Origin of the sequence: Planotetraspora sp. GP83, assembly GCF_041262585.1 — a bacterium.
GTDB lineage: Bacteria > Actinomycetota > Actinomycetes > Streptosporangiales > Streptosporangiaceae > JAOEGB01.
Genome location: NZ_JBGCBZ010000015.1, coordinates 54,981 through 73,681 on the forward strand (window position 1 = coordinate 54,981; position 18,701 = coordinate 73,681).

The window sequence follows — 18,701 nt, forward strand, 5'->3', positions numbered from 1 at the left end:
GGCTGGGCAGAGTACCCTAACCGGACGTGACCACGCCCGAGACCTCTGGAAGCGCTGTGACTCCCGCCGAGAACCCTTACGTGACGATCGTCCTGCCCTGTTACAACGAGCAGGACCACGTCATTGACGAGGTCGAGCGCATCTGCGCGGCCATGGACGCGAGTGGCTACACCTACGAGCTGCTGGCGGTGGACGACTGTTCCACCGACGCGACCCTCGGGCGCCTGCAGGAGGCGGCGCCGCGGTACCCGAACATGCGGATCAAGGCATTCCACCGCAACGGCGGCTCGGGCACGGTCCGCAGGATCGGCTCCCAGGAGGCCCGCGGCGAGATCGTCGTGTGGACCGACGCCGACATGACCTACCCCAACGAGCGGATCCCCGAGCTGGTCCAGATCCTTGAGAAGGACCCCACCATCGACCAGGTCGTCGGCGCCCGGACGACGGAGGAGGGCTCCCACAAGCTGCTGCGGGTCCCGGCCAAGTGGTTCATCCGCAAGGTCGCCGAGCGGCTGGCCGGGCAGAGGATCCCCGATCTGAACTCGGGCCTGCGGGCCTTCCGCAAGTCGGTCGCCAGGCCGTACCTGCGGCTGCTCCCGCCCGGCTTCTCGTGCGTCACGACGATCACGCTGGCGTTCCTGTCGAACCAGCACGATGTCTACTACCTGCCGATCGAGTACGCGAAGCGGGCCGGGAAGTCGAAGTTCAGCTTCATCTCGGACGCCTACCGCTACATCCTGCAGGTCCTGCGGATGATCATGTACTTCAACCCGCTCAAGGTGCTGATGCCGCCCGCGCTGTGGCTGGTCGGCATCGGGCTGGTCAAGGGCCTGTACGACGTGATCCGCCACGGGTTCTACCTCACCAGCAACACCATCGTGATCTTCCTGTCGGGCCTGTTGATCGGGTCGCTGGCGCTGCTGGCCGACCTGATCGTCCGGTCCAGAAACGAGTAGGCGTGGTGCGGCCGTTGGGGGCGGGACGATGAGGATCGCGATCGTCGGCCCGACATATCCATACAAGGGCGGCGGCGCCCAGCACACGACCGAGCTCGCGCATCGGCTCCGGGCCCAGGGGCACGATGTCGTGATCGAGTCGTGGAAGGCGCAGTATCCGGGTTTCCTCTACCCCGGACAGCAGACGATCGACACCCCCGAGGGCGAGCCGTACCCGGACACCCGCCGCGAGCTCGACTGGCGGCGGCCGGACGGCTGGGCCCGGTGCGGGAAGCGGCTGCGCGGCGCCGACCTCGTCGTCCTCGCCGTCCTCAGCCCGGTGCAGGTGCCCGCCTACCTGGGCATCCTGTACGGCCTGCGCAGCCGGACCAAGGTGATCGCGCTGTGCCACAACGTGCTTCCGCACGAGCCCAAGCCGTACGACAAGCCCCTGATGAAGGCGCTGCTCACCAGGGTCGACGGGGTGCTGGCCCACTCCGAGGAGCAGGCGGCGAAGGCCCGGGAGCTCACCGGCGCCCCAGTGCGGGTGGCCGCCCTCGCGCCGCATTTGCCGGCCCGCCGCCCGGAGGCCGCCCTTGAGCGCGAGCCGTACGGCAGGCTGCTGTTCTTCGGCATCGTCCGCCCCTACAAGGGGCTCGACCTGCTGCTACGGGCGCTCGCGCAGACGCCGGGCGTCGGGCTGACGGTCGCGGGGGAGTTCTGGGGCGGTCTGGAGGAGACTCGGGCCCTCATCGCCGAGCTCGGGCTGCCGGACCGGGTCGAGCTGCGACCGGGCTATGTGGCGGCGGACGACGTGCCGGGGCTCTTCGCCGAGGTGGACGCGCTTGTGCTGCCCTACCGTTCGGCGACGGCGAGCCAGAACGTGTGGCTGGGTCACGAGCACGGCGTCCCGGTGATCGCGACCAGGGTCGGGGCGCTGGCGGACAACGTGACCGACGGCGTCGACGGCCTGCTGGTGGAGCCCGGGTCGGCCGGCGCGCTGGCCGACGCGCTCAAGCGGTTCTATGAGCCCGGCACGCCTGAGCGCCTGCGGGGCGGAGTCAAGGCCGTGGACCCCGAGCCGTACTGGGCGGCCTACCTGGAGACCCTTCTGGCGGGGGCCTGACGCTTTCCCTGCATGATCACCGATGAAGTAGTCGCAGGCCGGGCGGGGTATGCGGGAACCTGTGCATGATCACGCACAGGGGAGGGGGAGGTCAGTCGGGGTGCGCGGGAACCTGTGCATGATCACGCGCGAGGGGGGTGCGGGACAGGAGGAAGCCGAGGGCTGCCCAGGTGGCGTCGGCCAGGGTGAACATGACCCGTGACACCACGGCCACGACCAGTGCCCTGGGCGCGTCCAGAACCGGGGTCAGGGCGATGACCATCGCGCCTTCGCGCACTCCGATACCCGCTGGGACCACGACCGTCAGGATGCCGGTGGCCCAGGCCAGCGCGTACGCGCCCGCGGCCACGGCGTAGAGGGACACCCCGCCGGGCCGCATGCCGGCGATCAAAACCCAGAGGTGCACGCCGTACACGAGCCAGCCCGCCATGGTCCACGCCACGGCCTTGAGCATGTCCGTGCCGCTCAGCACCCGGTCGAGCGGCTCCTTGCGGGCGACGCGCAGGGCCAGGTTCAGCCCCCAGGTCATCACCCGCGGATGCAGGCCGATGAGGATGAGCGGGATGAGCGCCAGCAGCCACCACGCCTCGCGGGCGATCTGCTGCGACAGCGTGGCGGCGGCGAGCGCCAGCGCGCAGCCGAGCGAGGTGACGAGGCCCAGCGCGGTCGCGCTGAACGTCCGCCGTGGGGGCGCCCCGTGGTCGCGGGCCAGTTCGATCATGGCCGCGAACGCCCAGACGGAGCCGGGGATGTACTTGCCGAGCTGCCCCACGAACAGGACCCGCGCCGCGATCCGGAGCGGCAGCGGCGAGCCGAGCCCCGCGAGGATGTCCCGCCAGGCCACCAGCATGAGGCCCAGACCGGCCAGGACCGCCGCGAAACACGCGCCCAGCGACCACCAGGAAAGCCTGGATATGGCGGCCGAGGTCTCCGCCCAGTTCCTGGCCAGGCCGTACCCGAGGAAGCCGAGAGCGAGGACCGCGAGGAGGACCCGGAGAAGCGGGCTGGACCGCAAGCGCCCCAGCGGCCCGCTCAGGGATCGGCGCAGGTGTCCGCCCGTGGGTCCGCTGGGGGGTCCGGCAGGTGGTCCGCCTGAGTGTCCGCCTGAGTGTCCGTCCGGGGACCGGCGCGGGAATGGACGCGGCATCCGCCAAGGGTAGAGCCTGAAGCTACCGGCCGGTAGGCCCATGTGGGCCAACCGCGCGGGGGCGGGGCCCTGCGAAGGTACTGTTGGGCACCGTGGAACGGAACCGAGCGATCGCGGCACCCGGCGGGGGATCGCGGCAGACCATGCTCCCGGACACGGGTGTGAGATCGGGAGAAAGCGGAGCGGTGATCGACCGGTGAGCAGAGAACGGGCCGCCCAGCTGGAGTACTCCGAGTTTCAGGCCGCGATGCTGGACGAGGAGAAGCGCCGCCGGAAGGCCGCGAAGATCATCGCGGTGCTCGGTCACTTCCTGGGGAGGGACGCCGCCGACCCCGGTGACGTGCTGTCGGGGCTGACGGTCGCCGATGTCGGCTGCTCGGCCGGGTTCATCGCCGACGAGCTGGCGGGCGCGGGCGCGAGCCGTACGTTCGGGGTGGACATCGACGTCCCCGGCCTGAGGAAGGCGGCCGAGCGGTTCGGCGAGCGGGTCGAGTTCCTGTGCGCGGACGGCAGCGCCCTGCCGTTCCCGGACGGCTCGGTGGACGTGCTGGTCTTCAACCACATCTATGAGCACGTGGTGGACCCCGACGCGGTCATCCGGGACATGCGCCGGGTGCTTTCCGACGACGGCGTGCTCTACCTGGGGCTCGGCAACCGGCTCGGCGTCATCGAGCCGCACTACAAGCTGCCGTTCCTGTCCTACCTGCCGCCCGCGGCCGCCGACCGCTACGTCCGGGCGTCCGGGCGGGCGGACCACTACTACGAGCGCTTCCGCACCCGGCGCGGCCTGCGGCGGATGCTCGCGGAGTTCCACATCTGGGACTACACGTTGCCGGTGCTGGCCTCGCCGGAGCGGTTCGCCGGGGGCGAGCTGTTCCCTGGGGGCGTCGGCCGCGCCGCCAAGGCCACCCTGGAGAGGACGCCCCGCCCTGCGCTGGCGGCGCTCCTTCCGGTCGTGCCGACGTACCTGTGGGTCGCGACGAAGACCCCGAAGCGCCCCCTGGGCGCCCCTCTCCCGCAGCCGCCCGAGCCGGTCCGCACACCATGACGTACGCCATGACGCCCGCGATGACGCCCGCGATGACGCCCGCGATGACGCCCGCGATGACGCACGGGACGCGGCCTGCCATGACGTCCGTACGGCGAGCGCGACGCGGGGTGGGGACGGGATGAACCGGCGGAAGATCGTCCGGCTGGGATTCCTGCTGGTCGCGCTGGGGTTCGGCGCGTGGGCGGTCGCGGGGCAGTGGACGGCGGTCTCCGCGGGCTTCGCCCGGCTGTCGTGGGTGGAGCTGGTGGGATCGCTGGCAGCCGTGCTGGGGGCGCTGGTCTCCGGAATGCTGATGTGGCGGGCCCTGCTGGCCGACCTCGGCTCGCCGCTGGCGTTCCCGGACGCCGCCAAGATCTTTTTCGTGGGACAGCTCGGCAAGTACATCCCCGGCTCGCTCTGGCCCCTCCTCGCCCAGATGGAGATGGGCCGGGACCACGGCATCCCCCGGTCGCGCAGCGCCGCCGCGTTCTTCCTGACGTACCCGATCTACCTCGCGAGCGGCCTGCTGGTCGCGGCCGTCACCCTGCCCGTGCTCGCCGGGGAGTCGGTCGCGCGGTACGCCTGGCTCCTGCTCCTGATCCCCGTGCTCGTGGTCGCGCTGCATCCCAAGGTGGTCAACGGGGCGATCGGCTTCGGGCTCAGGCGGCTGCGGAGGCCGCCCCTCGAACGGCCGCTCAGCCGCCGCGGCGTCCTCATCTCGGCTGGATGGGCCCTCGCCGGGTGGGTGGCGTACGGCACGCATCTGGCGCTGATCGTCCACGGCCTGGGGGCGACCGGTCCGGGCGCCGTGGTCCTCAGCTTCGGCGCGTTCGCGCTGGCGTGGTGCCTGGGGTTCCTGGTGGTCATCGCCCCGGCGGGTGTGGGCGTCCGCGAGGTCGCTATGTGGGCGGCCCTCGCGCCCGTGCTGGACAAGCATTCGGCCACCGCGGCCGTTGTCTGCTCCCGGCTCATCGTCTCCGTGGGGGACCTCGTCTGCGCGGGACTCGCCGGCCTCGCCTCGCGGAGCACGGTCGCCGTTCATCGCGAGCCCGCCGGAAAGAGCTGAGCCGAGCGCCCGCCGGAAAGAGCTGGGCCAAGAGCTGACAGGGCCGGCAATCCATGGAATCGCCACGGATTCAGTGCCGATGGCCTGAAAGGCACGTGATATCCCTCACCTTTCCGGGGAAGCGACCAATAGAGTGAAGGGTGGAGGGTGCCGGGGGAGGAAGGTCCGTCGTCGACGGGCGTGCTCGCCCTCAGGTCTCCTCGCCGGGTTGGCGCCGGTTTACAAGGCCACGCGGGCAGGACCCGGCTCCTGCCGGTGAGGCTCGTGGAGGGGAGCGATCTTCTTGAAACCCCGAGTGCTCATCGACGCCGCGGCGGTTCCCGCCGACCGCGGCGCACTGATCCGGTACGTCGACGGACTGGTCGCCGCTCTCCACGAGGCCGGCGCTGATCTCGCGGTCGTCTGCCAGCGGTCGGACGCCGAGCGGTACGGCAAGCTCGCCCCGTCGGCGAGGATCCTTCCGGGGCCGCCCGCGATCACCAACAGGGGCGCCCGTCTCGTCTGGGAGCAGACCAGCGTGCCCGTTCTCGCCAAGCAGGTCGGCGCGGACGTGATCCACGCCCCCTTCTACTCGATCCCGCTCCAGCCCGGCCTGCCGACCGTGGCCACCGTCCACGACGTCACCTGCTTCACCGAGGAGGAGCAGCACGGCTCGGTCAAGGCGTCCTTCTTCCGCTCGGCCACCCGTACGGCGGTGCGCCACGCGACGCGGGTGATCGTGCCGTCGAAGGCCACACGGGAAGAGCTGGTCCGGGTGCTGGCCGCCGACCCCACGAGAATCGACGTGGCCTACCACGGGGTGGATCCGGCGCTCTTCCACCGGCCCACCGAGCAGGAGAAGAGGCGGGTGGCCGACCGGTTCGGCCTGCACGGGCACCCGTACGTCGCTCACCTGGGCGCCCTCGAACCGCGCAAGAACGTCCCCAACCTGGTCCGCGGTTTCGGCGAGGCCGTCCGGCACCTGTCCGTGCCGCCCGCGCTGGTGCTGGCGGGCGGCCAGAGCTGGGACGACGAGGTGAACGCCGCGGTGGCCGGCCTCCCGCCGAAGCTGCGGGTGGTCCGCCCGGGCTACCTGTCCTTCACGGACCTCCCAGGCTTCCTCGGGGGCGCGCTCGTCGTCGCGTTCCCGTCGAGGGGCGAGGGGTTCGGACTGCCCGTGCTGGAGGCCATGGCCTGCGGCGCGCCGGTGCTGACGACGCACCGGACGTCCCTGCCCGAGGTCGGCGGCGACGCCGTCGCCTACACCGAGCCGGACGCCGACAGCATCGCCGGCGCGCTCCGCGCGCTGCTGGAGTCGCCGGAGCGCCGGGAGTCGCTGTCTTCCGCCGGGTCCGCCAGGTCGCAGGAGTTCACGTGGCACCTGTCCGCCGAAGCGCATCTCGTGTCGTACCAGCGGGCGGTGGAGAGCTAGGCTAACCTCTCGCTGTGAGGGAGACTTCTTTGCCTTCGTCGGAGCGGCTTGAGGCGATCCTGCTCGTTGGCGGTCAAGGCACCCGCTTGCGGCCAATGACGCTGACAACCCCCAAGCCGCTGCTTCCGACGGCGGGGGTGCCCTTCCTCGCGCACCAGCTCGCCAAGGCCCGCGCGCACGGCGTGAGCCGGGTCGTGTTCGCCACGTCCTACCGGGCCTCGATGTTCACCGACGCCTTCGGCGACGGGTCGGCCTTCGGGCTGGAGATGGAGTACGTGACGGAGGACACCCCGCTGGGCACCGGGGGCGCCATCCGCAACGCGGCCGACGCGCTGACCTGCTCCTCCGACGCGCCGGTGCTGGTCCTCAACGGCGACATCCTGTCCGGCCACGACATCTCGGCCCAGGTGGACCTGCACCTTTCACGCGGGGCCGCAGTGACCCTTCACCTGACCGAGGTGGAGGACCCGTCGCGGTTCGGCTGTGTCCCGACCGCTCCGGACGGCCGCGTGACCGCGTTCCTGGAGAAGACGCCCAATCCGGTGACCAACCGCATCAACGCGGGCTGCTACGTCTTCCAGCGTTCGGTCATCGACTCGATCCCCGCCGGTGAGGTCGTCTCCGTCGAGCGGGAGACCTTTCCCGGCCTGATCGACGCGGGCGAGCTGGTCCTCGGCTACGCCGACGCGTCCTACTGGCTCGATGTCGGCACGCCGGCGGCCTTCGTGCAGGGGTCCTGCGATCTGGTGCAGGGCAGGCTCCTGTCGACCGCCTTGCCGGGGGTCACGGGGGAGTCCCTTCTCCTCGACGGCGCCAACGTGTCGCCCGAGGCCAAGGTGACCGGCGGCACGGTCGTGGGCGCCCGCGCCACCGTGGAGGCCGGGGCCAGCGTGCGCGGCAGCGTCCTCGCCGACGACGCGGTCATCGAGTCGGGGGCCATCGTCGTCGACTCGGTGGTGGGCGCCGGTGCCCGCGTCTCGTCCGGCGCCGTGCTCCGGGAGGTCGTCGTCGGCGACGGCGCTCAGATCGGCCCGGGCAACGAGCTCACCTCCGGTGTCCGCGTCTGGCCCGGCGTGACCCTCCCCGAGTGCTCCGTCCGCTTCTCCAGCGACGTCTGATCCAGCGACGTCTGAGGTTCCCCGGGGCGGCACACTGGTGGGTGGGGAGGCGAGGCCGATGCCGTCGACTGGTGCCGTTACGACTGGTGCCGTGACGACGCTCAGAGAGCGCAGGTGGTGCTCGTCGGCGGCGATCGACGTGGCGCTGACGCTGTCGCCGCACCGGCACGGTGGGGGCGACCCGGCGTGGCGTAGGACGCCCGACGGGGCGATCTGGCGGACATCCCGCACGCCCGCCGGGCCCGGCACCTTACGGGTGACCGCCCGTTCCGGGGAGATACACGGGCAGGCGTGGGGCCCCGGCGCGGACTGGCTCCTGGAGACGCTGCCGCAGGTGCTCGGTGCCGATGATGACATCTCCGGTTTCGCGGCGATGCTCGCCCGGCTGTGCCGCGACTCCGGCGCCTCCCCGGCGATGTTCGTCGCGGACCTGGCCGCCCGGAACGCGGGGCTGCGGATCGGGCGGACGCTCCGCGTGTTCGAGGCGCTCGTGCCCGCCGTGCTGGAGCAGAAGGTCGTCGGCAGGGAGGCCTGGCGGGCGTGGCGGTGGCTCATGCGGAAGTACGGCGAGCCCGCCCCCGGTCCGGCCCCCGAGGGCATGGTGGTGATCCCCACACCAGAGGTGTGGCGAGCGATCCCGTCCTGGGACTGGCACCACGCCGGGGCGGAAGCCGTACGAGCCAGGACGATCGTCAATGCCGCCCGCCACGCCGCCAAGCTGGAGGCCACCCTGGCGGTGGACACGGGGTCGGCGGAGGCGGACCGGCTGTTACGGGCTCTGCCGGGGATCGGGGTGTGGACGTCGGCCGAGGTGCGGCAGCGCTCCCACGGCGATCCGGACGCGCCGAGCGTGGGGGACTTCCACATCCCCGGCATCGTCGGCTGGGCGTTCACCGGTCAGAAGACCGACGACGCGGGCATGCTGGAACTGCTGGAGCCGTTCCGCGGTCATCGTCACCGCGTGGTGAGACTGATCGAGCTCAGCGGCGTCCGGCCTCCGGCGCGCGGCCCTCGAATGGCCGCCCGCGACTACCGGTCGTTCTAATCTGCGGCTGATCGCGGGGGGCTGGGTAAGCCTGCCGGACTCAGGGGGCCGTAGTGTGCGCGTATGACGGCACAGAAGGCTTTGAACGGTGGCAGTCAGGTCGGTGGCGGTGTGAGCGGCGGATCGAACGGTGACAGTGGTACGCGCCGTGCGCTCGCCCGGGCCCGCGACGGCAAGTCCCTCGACGTCGCGGAGGCCGCGATCCTGCTGCGCGCTCGGGGTGACGCCCTGGAGACCCTGCTCGAACACGCCTCCCGGGTCCGGGACGCCGGGCTGGCCGCGGTGGGACGGCCGGGGATCGTCACCTACAGCCGGAAGGTCTTCATCCCGCTGACCCGGTTGTGCCGGGACCGCTGCGGCTACTGCACGTTCGCCACCGCGCCGCACAAGCTGGACAGCCCCTTCATGTCGCCGGACGAGGTGCTCGAGGTCGCCCGCCAGGGGGCCGCGATGGGCTGCAAGGAGGCCCTGTTCACGCTGGGCGACCGCCCCGAGGACCGGTGGCACCAGGCGGCCGACTGGCTCCACGCGCACGGCTACGACGACACGCTGTCGTACGTCAGGGCCATGGCGATCCGCGTCCTTGAGGAGACCGGGCTGCTGCCCCACCTCAACCCCGGGGTGATGACCTGGCGCGACCTCCAGCGGCTCAAGCCGGTCTCGCCGTCCATGGGCATGATGCTGGAGACGACCTCGGAGCGGCTGTTCACGGAGAAGGGGCAGGCCCACTACGGCTCGCCGGACAAGGACCCGGCGGTACGGCTCCGCGTGCTGGAGGACGCGGGCCGGACCAACGTGCCGTTCACCACCGGGATCCTGATCGGCATCGGCGAGACGATCGAGGACAGGGCCGAGTCGATCTTCGCGATCCGCCGGGTGGCCAGGGAGTACGGCGGGGTCCAGGAGGTCATCGTCCAGAACTTCCGCGCCAAGCCCGACACGGCCATGCGCGGCATGCCGGACGCCGACCTGCACGAACTGGCCGCGACGATCGCGGTGGCCCGGCTCATCCTCGGTCCCAAGATTCGGATCCAGGCCCCGCCGAACCTCATCGGCGACGAGTTCACGATGATGATCCGCGCGGGCATCGACGACTGGGGAGGCGTCTCCCCGCTTACGCCCGACCATGTCAACCCCGAGCGCCCGTGGCCGCAGATCGACGATCTGGCCGCCCGCACGGCCGCCGCCGGGTTCACGCTCCGGGAACGGCTCACGATCTATCCGGAGTACGTGCTGGCCGGGGAGCCGTGGCTCGATCCCCGGCTCCGGGAGCACGTGGCCGCCCTCGCCGACCCGGACACGGGGCTCGCCCGTGAGGACGCCGTGCTTCGAGGCCGACCGTGGCAGGAGCCCGACGGCGGGTTCCAGAACCTCCGGACGACGGGCCGCGCCGACCTGCACGTCGCCGTCGACTCCGAGGGCCGGACGAACGACCGCCGTGACGACTTCGACAACGTCTACGGCGACTGGGACGCACTGCGTGACCGACTCCCAAAGGACCGACCCTCAAGCGGAGGCGGCAGCCGTACGGGACGGGTGGACGGTCGAGTGGACGGAGCCGTCCGCGCGGCGCTGCGGCAGGCCGAGAGCGACCCGGCCCGGCTGACCGACGAGCAGGCCCTCGCGCTGCTGGACCTCGCGGGCGACCCGACCGGCGCCGGCGCGGACGACGCGGGCCTGGACGAGCTGACCCGCATCGCCGACGGGCTGCGGCGGGAGGTGACGGGCGACGACGTCACCTACGTCGTCAACCGGAACATCAACTTCACCAACGTCTGCTACACCGGCTGCCGGTTCTGCGCGTTCGCGCAGCGCCGCACGGACGCCGACGCCTACACGCTGTCGCTGTCGGAGGTGGCCGACCGGGCGCAGGAGGCGTGGGAGGCCGGGGCCACCGAGGTCTGCATGCAGGGCGGCATCCACCCCGACCTGCCCGGGACGGCCTACTTCGACATCGCGCGGGCCGTCAAGGAGCGCGTCCCGGACATGCACGTCCACGCCTTCTCCCCAATGGAGGTCATCAACGGCGCGAGCCGGACGAACCTGTCGATCGCGGAGTGGCTGCAGGCGGCCAAGGAGGCCGGGGTCGACTCGCTGCCGGGAACGGCCGCCGAGATCCTCGACGACGACGTGCGCTGGGTGCTGACCAAGGGCAAGCTCCCGACCCGCGAATGGGTCGAGGTCATCACCACCGCCCACAAGGTCGGCATCCCCACGACCTCGACCATGATGTACGGCCACGTGGACACGCACGACCACTGGGTGCGGCACATCCGGCTCATCCGGACGATCCAGGAGGAGACGGGGGGCTTCAGCGAGTTCGTGCTGCTGCCGTTCGTCCACCACAGCGCGCCGATCTATCTGGCCGGGATCGCCCGCCCCGGGCCGACCGCCCGTGAGAACCGGGCCGTCCACGCGCTGGCGAGGATCATGCTGCACGGCGCCATCCGGAACATCCAGTGCTCGTGGGTCAAGCTCCAGGATGACCTGTGCCGCGTCGTGCTCGAAGGCGGCGTGAACGACCTCGGCGGCACGCTGATGGAGGAGACGATCAGCCGCATGGCCGGATCCGAGAACGGGTCCTACCGGACGATCAGCGAGATCGCCGCGATGGTCGCCCCCACCGGCCGCCCGCTGCGGCAGCGGACCACGTCGTACGGCACGCCGAGCGCCGAGCGCCTGGCCGCGGCCGAACGGAGCGACGGCGTCTGCCGCAGCGTCCGCAGGACGCTGCCGCTGGCCTCCCAGGTCTGACCCGTTGCCGTGATCATGCATGGGTTCCCGGCCGGGCCGCCCGACCTGCCGCAACCCTTGCCGTGATCATGCGCGGATTCCTCTATCCAGCTCTCAGTGCGAGTTATAACAAGTTCTATATATTTGCGTTCGAGACACTTGCGCCCGGTGCGGTGGCGATGGGGAGAATCGTCCTCCGTGCTCGCGGATCCGCTCCGAGAAACTGTGAAGGATCGTCACCGTGCCCTCCGGTCGTCACCGCGCCGCTTTCACCGCTGAGCTGCGCCGCAGGAGGGCCAGGTGGCGCAGCGTCGTCGCGGGCCTCACGGTTCTCGCGGTCCTCGGCGGGCTGGGGTTCGTGTTCGCGAGCCGTACTGGAGGAACGTGTTCCTCCCGCGCCCCGATCCTCGTCAGCGTGGCCTCGGCCGTGGACATCGCGCCGGCCGTGATGGAGGCGGCGGAGCGGTTCAACACGCGAGGCGCGGGAGTGTCCGGGCGGTGTGTGAAGGTCCAGGTCGCCGAGCAGTCGCCGGCCCCGGTGCTGCGGACGCTGATCGGCGACCGCGCCGGGATCCTGCCGGACCGCCCCGACGGCTGGATCGCCGACTCCTCCGCCTGGGTGCGGCTGGCCCGCAAGCAGGGCGCCCAGGACATCGCGGCCGACGAGACCGTCGTCGCGACCTCCCCGCTCGTGTTCGCCACGCGCCCGGCGGTCGCCCAGCGGTTCGCCACGGGGAAGACCGCCATGAGCTGGGACATGGTCTTCCCCGCCACCGTCCACGGGCGGCTCCAGCCGACGGACGGCGAGCCGGACATCGTGCGGATCCCCGACCCGTCGGTGTCCGGGGCGGGCATCGCGACCGTCGCCGCCGCGCGGGACATCGTGGGGTCGGGGGAGACGGCCGACAAGGACCTCACCGCGTTCGTGCGGATGGCCCAGGCCGGGTCCGCCCCGGACTACCGCAGCATGCTGGAGGCCGTGGACCAGCCCAGCATCTGGACCCGCCCGGTGGTCATCGTCCCCGAGCAGTCGGTCTGGGCGCACAACCGCGACATCCCCGCCGACCCCCTGACCGCCCTCCAGCCGAAGGAGGGCACGATCAACCTCGACTATCCCTACGTCGTGACGGCGGCGGACCCGGACGAGGCGGCGGGCTCGCGGCTGTTCGGCGACTGGCTGCGCTCGGCCGCCGTCCAGGAGGCCGTGCGGCACGACGGTTTCCGGACGGCCGACGGCCGGGAGCCGCCCTACTCGGCGGGTACGGACATCCCGACCGAGCAGCCGAGGCCCCGGCCGTCCATCACGCCGGAGGTGATCGACGAGGCGCTGGAGGCGTGGAGCCGCCTCGCCCCGCCGAGCCGGATCCTCGTCCTCGCCGACGTGTCGAAGGAGAACGCCGAGCCCATCAGGGCTGGTGGCAAGACCCGGATGGACGTCGCCGTCGAGGCCGCGAAGCTCGGCCTGCAGATGTTCCCCAACGAGACCCACATCGGCCTGTGGGAGTTCGCCAGGGATGTCGCCGATGGCGAGAACGAGCGGAAGCTCGTGAGCCTCGGGCCGATCACCGAGCCGGGGAGCGGCCAGGAGATCCGCAAGACCGCGCTCTACCGGGTGGCGGACGGCATCAAGGCGCGCGGCGACAAGACGAGCTCGCTCTACGACTCGATCAACGAGGGCTTCCAGTCGGTCTCCGAGGGTTACAACCCGCTGATGAGCAACTCCCTGCTCCTGCTCACGGCCGGGCGGGACGACGGGAAGGGCATCTCGCGGCAGCGGCTCGTCGAGCGGCTCCACAAGGAGTGGAACCCCGACAAGCCCGTCCAGATCATCGTCGTCGCGTTCGGGAAGGGCGCCGACCAGCAGGCCCTCAACGAGATCGTCTCGGCCACCAACGGACAGCTCTACGTCGCCCAGGAGCCGGGCCAGATCATCGATGTGTTCCTCTCCGCCCTGGCCCGGCGGCTCTGCCACCCGACCTGCCGGCCGTCCAGCAACTGATCGGGGCGTGCTCAGCGGGTGACGATGAAGTCGGCGGCGTCCCTCTGGGGGCGGTCGCGGGGTGGCCCGGCGGGGTGGCCGATGGCGACGGCTCCCATGGGGTCCCAGGTCGGCGGCAGGTCGAGCACCTTGCGCACGACGTCGCGGCAGAACATCGTGGACGACACCCACGCCGAGCCGAGGCCCTCCACGGCGAGTTGGACGAGGAAGTTCTCCACGCCCGCGCCGGTCGCGACCACGAACATCTCGCGCTCGGACGCGTTCCTGCGGTCGTCGCGGTAGGTGTGGGAGCCCTCCATCACCAGGCAGGGGACCGCCAGGTAGGGGGCGTTCCTCAGCACGTCGCCCCGCCTGACGCGGCGCGCGATCGACTCCTCGGAGAAGCCGTCCGACCGCAGGTCGTCGATCCAGGCGTCCCGCATGGCGTCGAGGAGTTCCGTACGGATCCCGGGGGTTTCGAGAAGGACGAAGCGCCACGGTGTGGTGTGGTGCGGGGCCGGGGCGGCGATGGCGGCCGCCACCGCCCGCCGTACCGCCGCCGGGTCGACCTCTCGCCCGGAGAACTCCCGGATCGTGCGACGGGCGAAGACGACGTCGGCCGAGCCGTATCGGAACATGTCCTCGTCGGCGGGCCTGATGAGGGCGCGGGCGCCCGGGCCGTCGTCGGCGGTGACCAGGTCGCGGAGCCCCCGGACCACCGCCACCGGGACCCCGGAGAGCTTGCCCTTGGCGAGCTCTCCGGCCGCCGCGATCTCGTCGATCAGCGCGGTGACGGTCGCGCTCAGCGGGTTGCCGTACGTGTCCGAAAGGCCGCGGAAGTCGTCGAGCGGCCGGACGCCCGCCGCGCCGATGGCCACGTCGGTCAGCCCGTGCCGCCAGGGCCGCCCGAACGTGTCGGAGACGATCACGCCGACCTCGACGCCGAGCCGGTCGCGGAGGCCTTGCCTGATCCGCCGGGCGGAGCCGTCGGGGTCCTCGGGGAGCAGCAGGATGGTGCCGGGGGCGGTGTTCGAGGCGTCCACGCCCGCCGCCGCCATCACGAAACCGTGCCTGGTCTGGGCGATGACCGTCTCGCCGCGCCGGGCCACGACGCGGGCGGTCTCCTCCTCGATCGCGGCGGTACGGCTGTCGCCCTGACGGACGCGGCCCTCGGCCTTGCTCACGATCTTCGAGGTGACGACCAGGATGTCGCCGTCCTCCAAGGTGGGCGCGGCCTGGGCCACGAGTCCGGCGATGTCGTCCCCGGCCTCGACCTCGGGCAACCCGGGAATCCCGGTGATGGTGATGGGAGCCACGACTCGACTTCCTCTTGAGACGGGATCGATATGTCTGACGCTAATGCATGATCGCGAAGCTGATACTCGCAGGTCGGCGCGGTCAACCGGGAACCCGTGCATGATCACGGCAAGGTCTCAAGGGCTTTGGCGTGATCATGCAGAGGGGGACGTGAGGGACTGGGCGAGAGTGAGGGCGGCGGCGGCGATCTCCCTCGTCGCGTCCGGAGAGTCCATGAGGATCGGCCGGGCCTCGACGGCCACGCCATCGAGGGCGACGCCCTTGTCCTCCTCCGCCACGAGCCACCCGTCGACCAGGCGGGAGCCGTACAGCTCCAGCACGGCCTGCGCGCTTGTCTCCACGCCGATCGCGGTCAGGCAGGCGTCGGCCATGCCGCGTACGGGTGCGCCGCCGATGATGGGGGAGACTCCGACGACCGTCTTCTCTTCCACGGCCGCCCGGATGCCGGGGATCTGAAGGATCGTCCCGATACTGACGACCGGGTTCGATGGCGGAAATATCACGACATCGGCGTCTCGGATCGCGTCGAGGACGCCGGGAGCCGGGCTGGCCTCCTCCGCGCCCACGAGGGCGATCTGCTCGGCCGGGACGGACGCCCGCAGGCGCACCCACCACTCCTGGAAGTGGATCGCCCGCCGGCCGTCCGCGTCCGCGTCCGCGATGACGACGTGGGACTCCGTCCGGTCGTCGGACATCGGCAGGAGCCGGACACCGGGCTGCCACCGCGCGCACAGCGCCTCGGTGACCTGGGACAGCGGATAGCCCGCCGACAGCATCTGGGTCCGCACGATGTGCGTCGCGAAGTCACGGTCGCCGAGGCCGAACCACTGGGGCTCCACACCGTAGGCGGCCAGCTCCTCCTTGACGGTGTGGCGCTCGTCGGCCCGCCCCCAGCCCTGCTCCTCGTTGATGCCGCCGCCGAGGGTGTACATGACGGTGTCGAGATCAGGGCAGACGCGGAGGCCGAAGAGCGTGATGTCGTCTCCGGTGTTGCCGATGACGGTGATCTCGGAGTCGGGGGCCGCCGCCTTGAGGCCGCGGAGGAAACGGGCGCCGCCGATTCCGCCGGCGAGGGACACGATGCGCATGCCGACAGTCTTCCACCGGGCCTTCGGCGGGCTGTGAACACCCACCCCGGAATAATGCGGCAAATATGGGTAGTTGGGCACTGGCGCGTCGAATGAGGTTCTTGGGTCAGCCGACACCAAAGTCAGGCATGTGCAAAACTTCCCCGAGTGCCGTTTGGACGCATTGGGGGTAGTTGTGCTGAAGGTCGATACCGGCCGGCTGCGAGAGCCGGCGGCGTGGATCATGCTGTCCGTCGTGTCCACCGGCATTCTCGTTGGCGTCGGACGCTTGCTGAGCAGCCCCGGCCCGGGGGCGCTGACCTTCGGCTACCGGGCCGGTCTGAGCCTTGTCGGGAATCTTGCCTCTCCGGTCTCCACCGCCTTGGGCGTGGGGGCGGTGCTGCTTGTGACGAAGCTGGGCGAGCCGACGCCTCGGGCGAGGCTCGTCACGCTCGGCGTCGCGGGCGCGCTCGGAGTGGGCGCCCTTTTCGGTCTGATCGGTGTGCTGGGGATTCTGTTCGGCGATCTTCCGGGCTTCCGTGACAGGTTTGAATTTCTGATCACCGGCCTCCCCATGCTCGCTCTGGCCGCTCTCGGTGTGGTTTTCGCGACAAGTACGGCCGCCGCCCTCCAGCCGGTCCGCCGGCCCGGCCGCTCCGGCGAGGGCTTCTACGGCGGCCAGCGCAACGACGCCCACGTGCCGCATGCCCAGGCCTACCCCCAAGGCCCCGAGCATGGGCAGCCCCAGGGTTTCAATCACGCCCACGGTCATGGCGAGGGCAACGGCTCCGGGGACCGGCATGGCCAGCAGCCGGCGCCGGGCGCGGCCGTTCCCGCGCCCGCCGCGTCCTACCCCCAGCTTCCGGCCCCCGCCGAACACCAGCAGCAGCACCAGCAGTACGAGCAGCAGCCACAGTACGGACAGCAGCAGGGTCCCAGTCAGCAGCCGGGTCAGCAGCCGGGTCAGCAGCCGGGTCAGCAGCCGGGACAGCCCCAGTACGCGCAGGAGCCGTACGGCACGCACGAGCCGTTCCGCCAGGACCGCTCTCCGGAGCCCTACGGCGCGTCCCAGCACCAGGGTGAGGGTTACGCGGGCCAGCACCAGAGCGACAGCTATGCGGGCCAGCCCGCCTCGTTCTCGCAGGCGGGCACGGGGAGCCACCAGGCGTCGCACGCGCTTCCGTCCGGAATGCCGCCCGCCCAGCCGTCGCCCCCGCAGGCTCAGCCTTCGCACGGCCAGCCGGGAACCTCCTACTCGGACTACTCGGAGCAGTACGGCACGCCCGGCTTCCAGCAGGACCGGCCCGGACCCGAGGGCTTCGGCCCGGATCGCGGCTCCCAGGGTTACGTCCCGGAAGGACCGGCCCAGGGCTATGGCCCCGAAGGCCAGAGGTTCGGCGCTGAGGGCCGGCAATTCGGGGATGGTCAGCGGTTCGGGCCGGAAGGCCAGTGGCCCACTCCCGAGGGCCAGGGGTTCGCGTCGAATGGCCAGGGATTCGGCTCCGATGGCCAGAGGCCGGGCGCTGACGGTCAGCGGTTCGGCTCTGAGGGTCAGGGGTTCGGGCCGGATCGGGCGGGGGGGCTTTCCGGTTCCTACGGCACGCAGGCCGACTCGGCCCCGTCCGCCTACTCGTCCGCGCTCTCGCCGGGCCAGCCCGACCACCTGGGCCAGCCCGGCCAGTCGTTCGACGGCTTCCCGCAGCCGTCTCAGGGCCAGGCGAACGAGCAGTACGGCTATGCCGGGCGGCAGTCGGAGACGGGCGGATACGGTCAGCCGTCGTTCGGCGGCCAGCCGGAAGGTCCCGGCTTCCACCAGTCGGAAGCGTCGGGATTCCCCAGCGCATCCGGGTTCCCGCAGTCCGGGGGATCGGACGGGCGCGGCTTCCCCCAGAGCCCCTATGGCGATTCCGGCTTCGGCCAGCCCGCCTCCCAGGCCCCGGCCCAACCCGCCGCCGAGGCCCGGCCGTATGAGCAGCGCGACCACGGCCAGCCGTACGACCGGGACCAGAGCCAGGCGTACGACCAGCAGGGGTCGCCTTTCGCCGGATACTCCGGCCCGCAGTTCGCCAGGCACTCGGCCGGGCCGCAGCCCGTCGGCGAGGACGGCTCCCACACCGGTTCTCACGCCGGTTCTCACGCCGGCTCTCACAACGGCTTCGAGAACGGTTTCCACAACGGTTACGAGTTCGACAAGCCGTCCCCGTATGAGGGCGCGGCCGATCCGAGGGAGCAGCAGATCCAGCAGGCCTACCAGCAGGCGCAGAGCTATCAGCAGCTCGGGCAGCCGGCGCCGGTGACCGACTATCCCACCGGACCGATGCCCAAGGCCCCGGACTACCCGTCGCAGGACTACCCCTCGCAGGACTACTCCTCGAAGGACTACGCAGGCCAGGAGTTCCCCAAGGCTCAGGACTACTACGACAACCCCCTGGGACACCCCCAGCGGCCCGAGCCCACGCCGTATCCGGCGTCCGGTGGCGAGCCCGCCGACCGTACGCTGCGCTTCGATCCGCCCAGCTACCAGGGGGATCCGCTGAGCGGGCCGCTCCGGCGGGAGGAGCCGATCGACCCCACCGCGATCTACACCCCCGACCGGTCGCAGGCAAAGTATGAGGAAGGTTCCGGCACAGAGCAGGCAGGCCACAGAACCGAGCCCGATCTCCCTTGGTATGGTTCCGAACGCTGATAGGACCGAAGATCGGGGCGTACGAACCGGGGCAAGCGGGTC

The 18,701-nt window shown here is 71.3% G+C and carries 13 protein-coding genes; 10 read left to right on the forward strand and 3 right to left on the reverse strand.

The window, feature by feature from the left end; all coding sequences use genetic code 11:
• Positions 1–26: 26 nt before the first annotated feature.
• Both ABH927_RS21320 and ABH927_RS21325 read left to right on the forward strand, forming a co-directional pair.
• On the forward strand, positions 27–956 hold the full coding sequence (locus tag ABH927_RS21320) for a glycosyltransferase family 2 protein (protein WP_370024015.1): 930 nt from the start codon (positions 27–29) through the stop codon (positions 954–956).
• Between the two features lie 28 nt (positions 957–984).
• A complete protein-coding gene (locus ABH927_RS21325) occupies positions 985–2,061 on the forward strand; it encodes a glycosyltransferase family 4 protein (RefSeq protein WP_370024016.1) in 1,077 nt (358 codons plus the stop codon).
• Positions 2,062–2,152: 91 nt separating this feature from the next.
• On the opposite strand, the gene ABH927_RS21330 is transcribed toward ABH927_RS21325, so the two are convergent.
• Positions 2,153–3,076: a lysylphosphatidylglycerol synthase domain-containing protein gene (locus ABH927_RS21330; protein ID WP_370024017.1), complete on the reverse strand. Its 924-nt coding sequence runs from the start codon at positions 3,074–3,076 to the stop codon at positions 2,153–2,155.
• Positions 3,077–3,404: 328 nt separating this feature from the next.
• Between ABH927_RS21330 and ABH927_RS21335 the strand changes: the two genes are divergently transcribed.
• From ABH927_RS21335 to ABH927_RS21365, 7 genes are all read left to right on the forward strand, one after another.
• Complete coding sequence (locus tag ABH927_RS21335) at positions 3,405–4,256, forward strand: methyltransferase domain-containing protein (RefSeq protein ID WP_370024018.1); 852 nt, start codon at positions 3,405–3,407, stop codon at positions 4,254–4,256.
• 121 nt (positions 4,257–4,377) lie between these two features.
• A complete protein-coding gene (locus ABH927_RS21340) occupies positions 4,378–5,304 on the forward strand; it encodes a lysylphosphatidylglycerol synthase domain-containing protein (protein WP_370024019.1) in 927 nt (308 codons plus the stop codon).
• A 283-nt stretch (positions 5,305–5,587) separates the two neighbouring features.
• Entirely contained in the window at positions 5,588–6,715 is a 1,128-nt protein-coding gene (locus ABH927_RS21345; RefSeq protein ID WP_370024020.1) for a glycosyltransferase family 4 protein, read from the forward strand.
• Positions 6,716–6,744: 29 nt separating this feature from the next.
• Entirely contained in the window at positions 6,745–7,833 is a 1,089-nt protein-coding gene (locus tag ABH927_RS21350) for a sugar phosphate nucleotidyltransferase (RefSeq protein ID WP_370024124.1), read from the forward strand.
• 91 nt (positions 7,834–7,924) lie between these two features.
• Entirely contained in the window at positions 7,925–8,878 is a 954-nt protein-coding gene (locus tag ABH927_RS21355; protein ID WP_370024021.1) for a DNA-3-methyladenine glycosylase, read from the forward strand.
• Positions 8,879–8,941: 63 nt separating this feature from the next.
• A complete protein-coding gene (locus ABH927_RS21360; protein ID WP_370024022.1) occupies positions 8,942–11,632 on the forward strand; it encodes a bifunctional FO biosynthesis protein CofGH in 2,691 nt (896 codons plus the stop codon).
• A 220-nt stretch (positions 11,633–11,852) separates the two neighbouring features.
• Positions 11,853–13,610: a substrate-binding and VWA domain-containing protein gene (locus ABH927_RS21365; protein WP_370024023.1), complete on the forward strand. Its 1,758-nt coding sequence runs from the start codon at positions 11,853–11,855 to the stop codon at positions 13,608–13,610.
• Between the two features lie 11 nt (positions 13,611–13,621).
• On the opposite strand, the gene ABH927_RS21370 is transcribed toward ABH927_RS21365, so the two are convergent.
• Together ABH927_RS21370 and cofD are read right to left on the reverse strand one after the other, a co-directional pair.
• Positions 13,622–14,905: a coenzyme F420-0:L-glutamate ligase gene (locus ABH927_RS21370; RefSeq protein ID WP_370024024.1), complete on the reverse strand. Its 1,284-nt coding sequence runs from the start codon at positions 14,903–14,905 to the stop codon at positions 13,622–13,624.
• A 135-nt stretch (positions 14,906–15,040) separates the two neighbouring features.
• Positions 15,041–15,994, reverse strand: a complete 954-nt coding sequence (cofD, locus tag ABH927_RS21375; RefSeq protein ID WP_370024025.1) for a 2-phospho-L-lactate transferase — start codon at positions 15,992–15,994, stop codon at positions 15,041–15,043.
• Positions 15,995–16,169: 175 nt separating this feature from the next.
• Here cofD and ABH927_RS21380 point away from each other — a divergent pair, with 175 nt between their 5' ends.
• A complete protein-coding gene (locus ABH927_RS21380) occupies positions 16,170–18,659 on the forward strand; it encodes a hypothetical protein (protein WP_370024026.1) in 2,490 nt (829 codons plus the stop codon).
• Positions 18,660–18,701 lie beyond the last annotated feature (42 nt).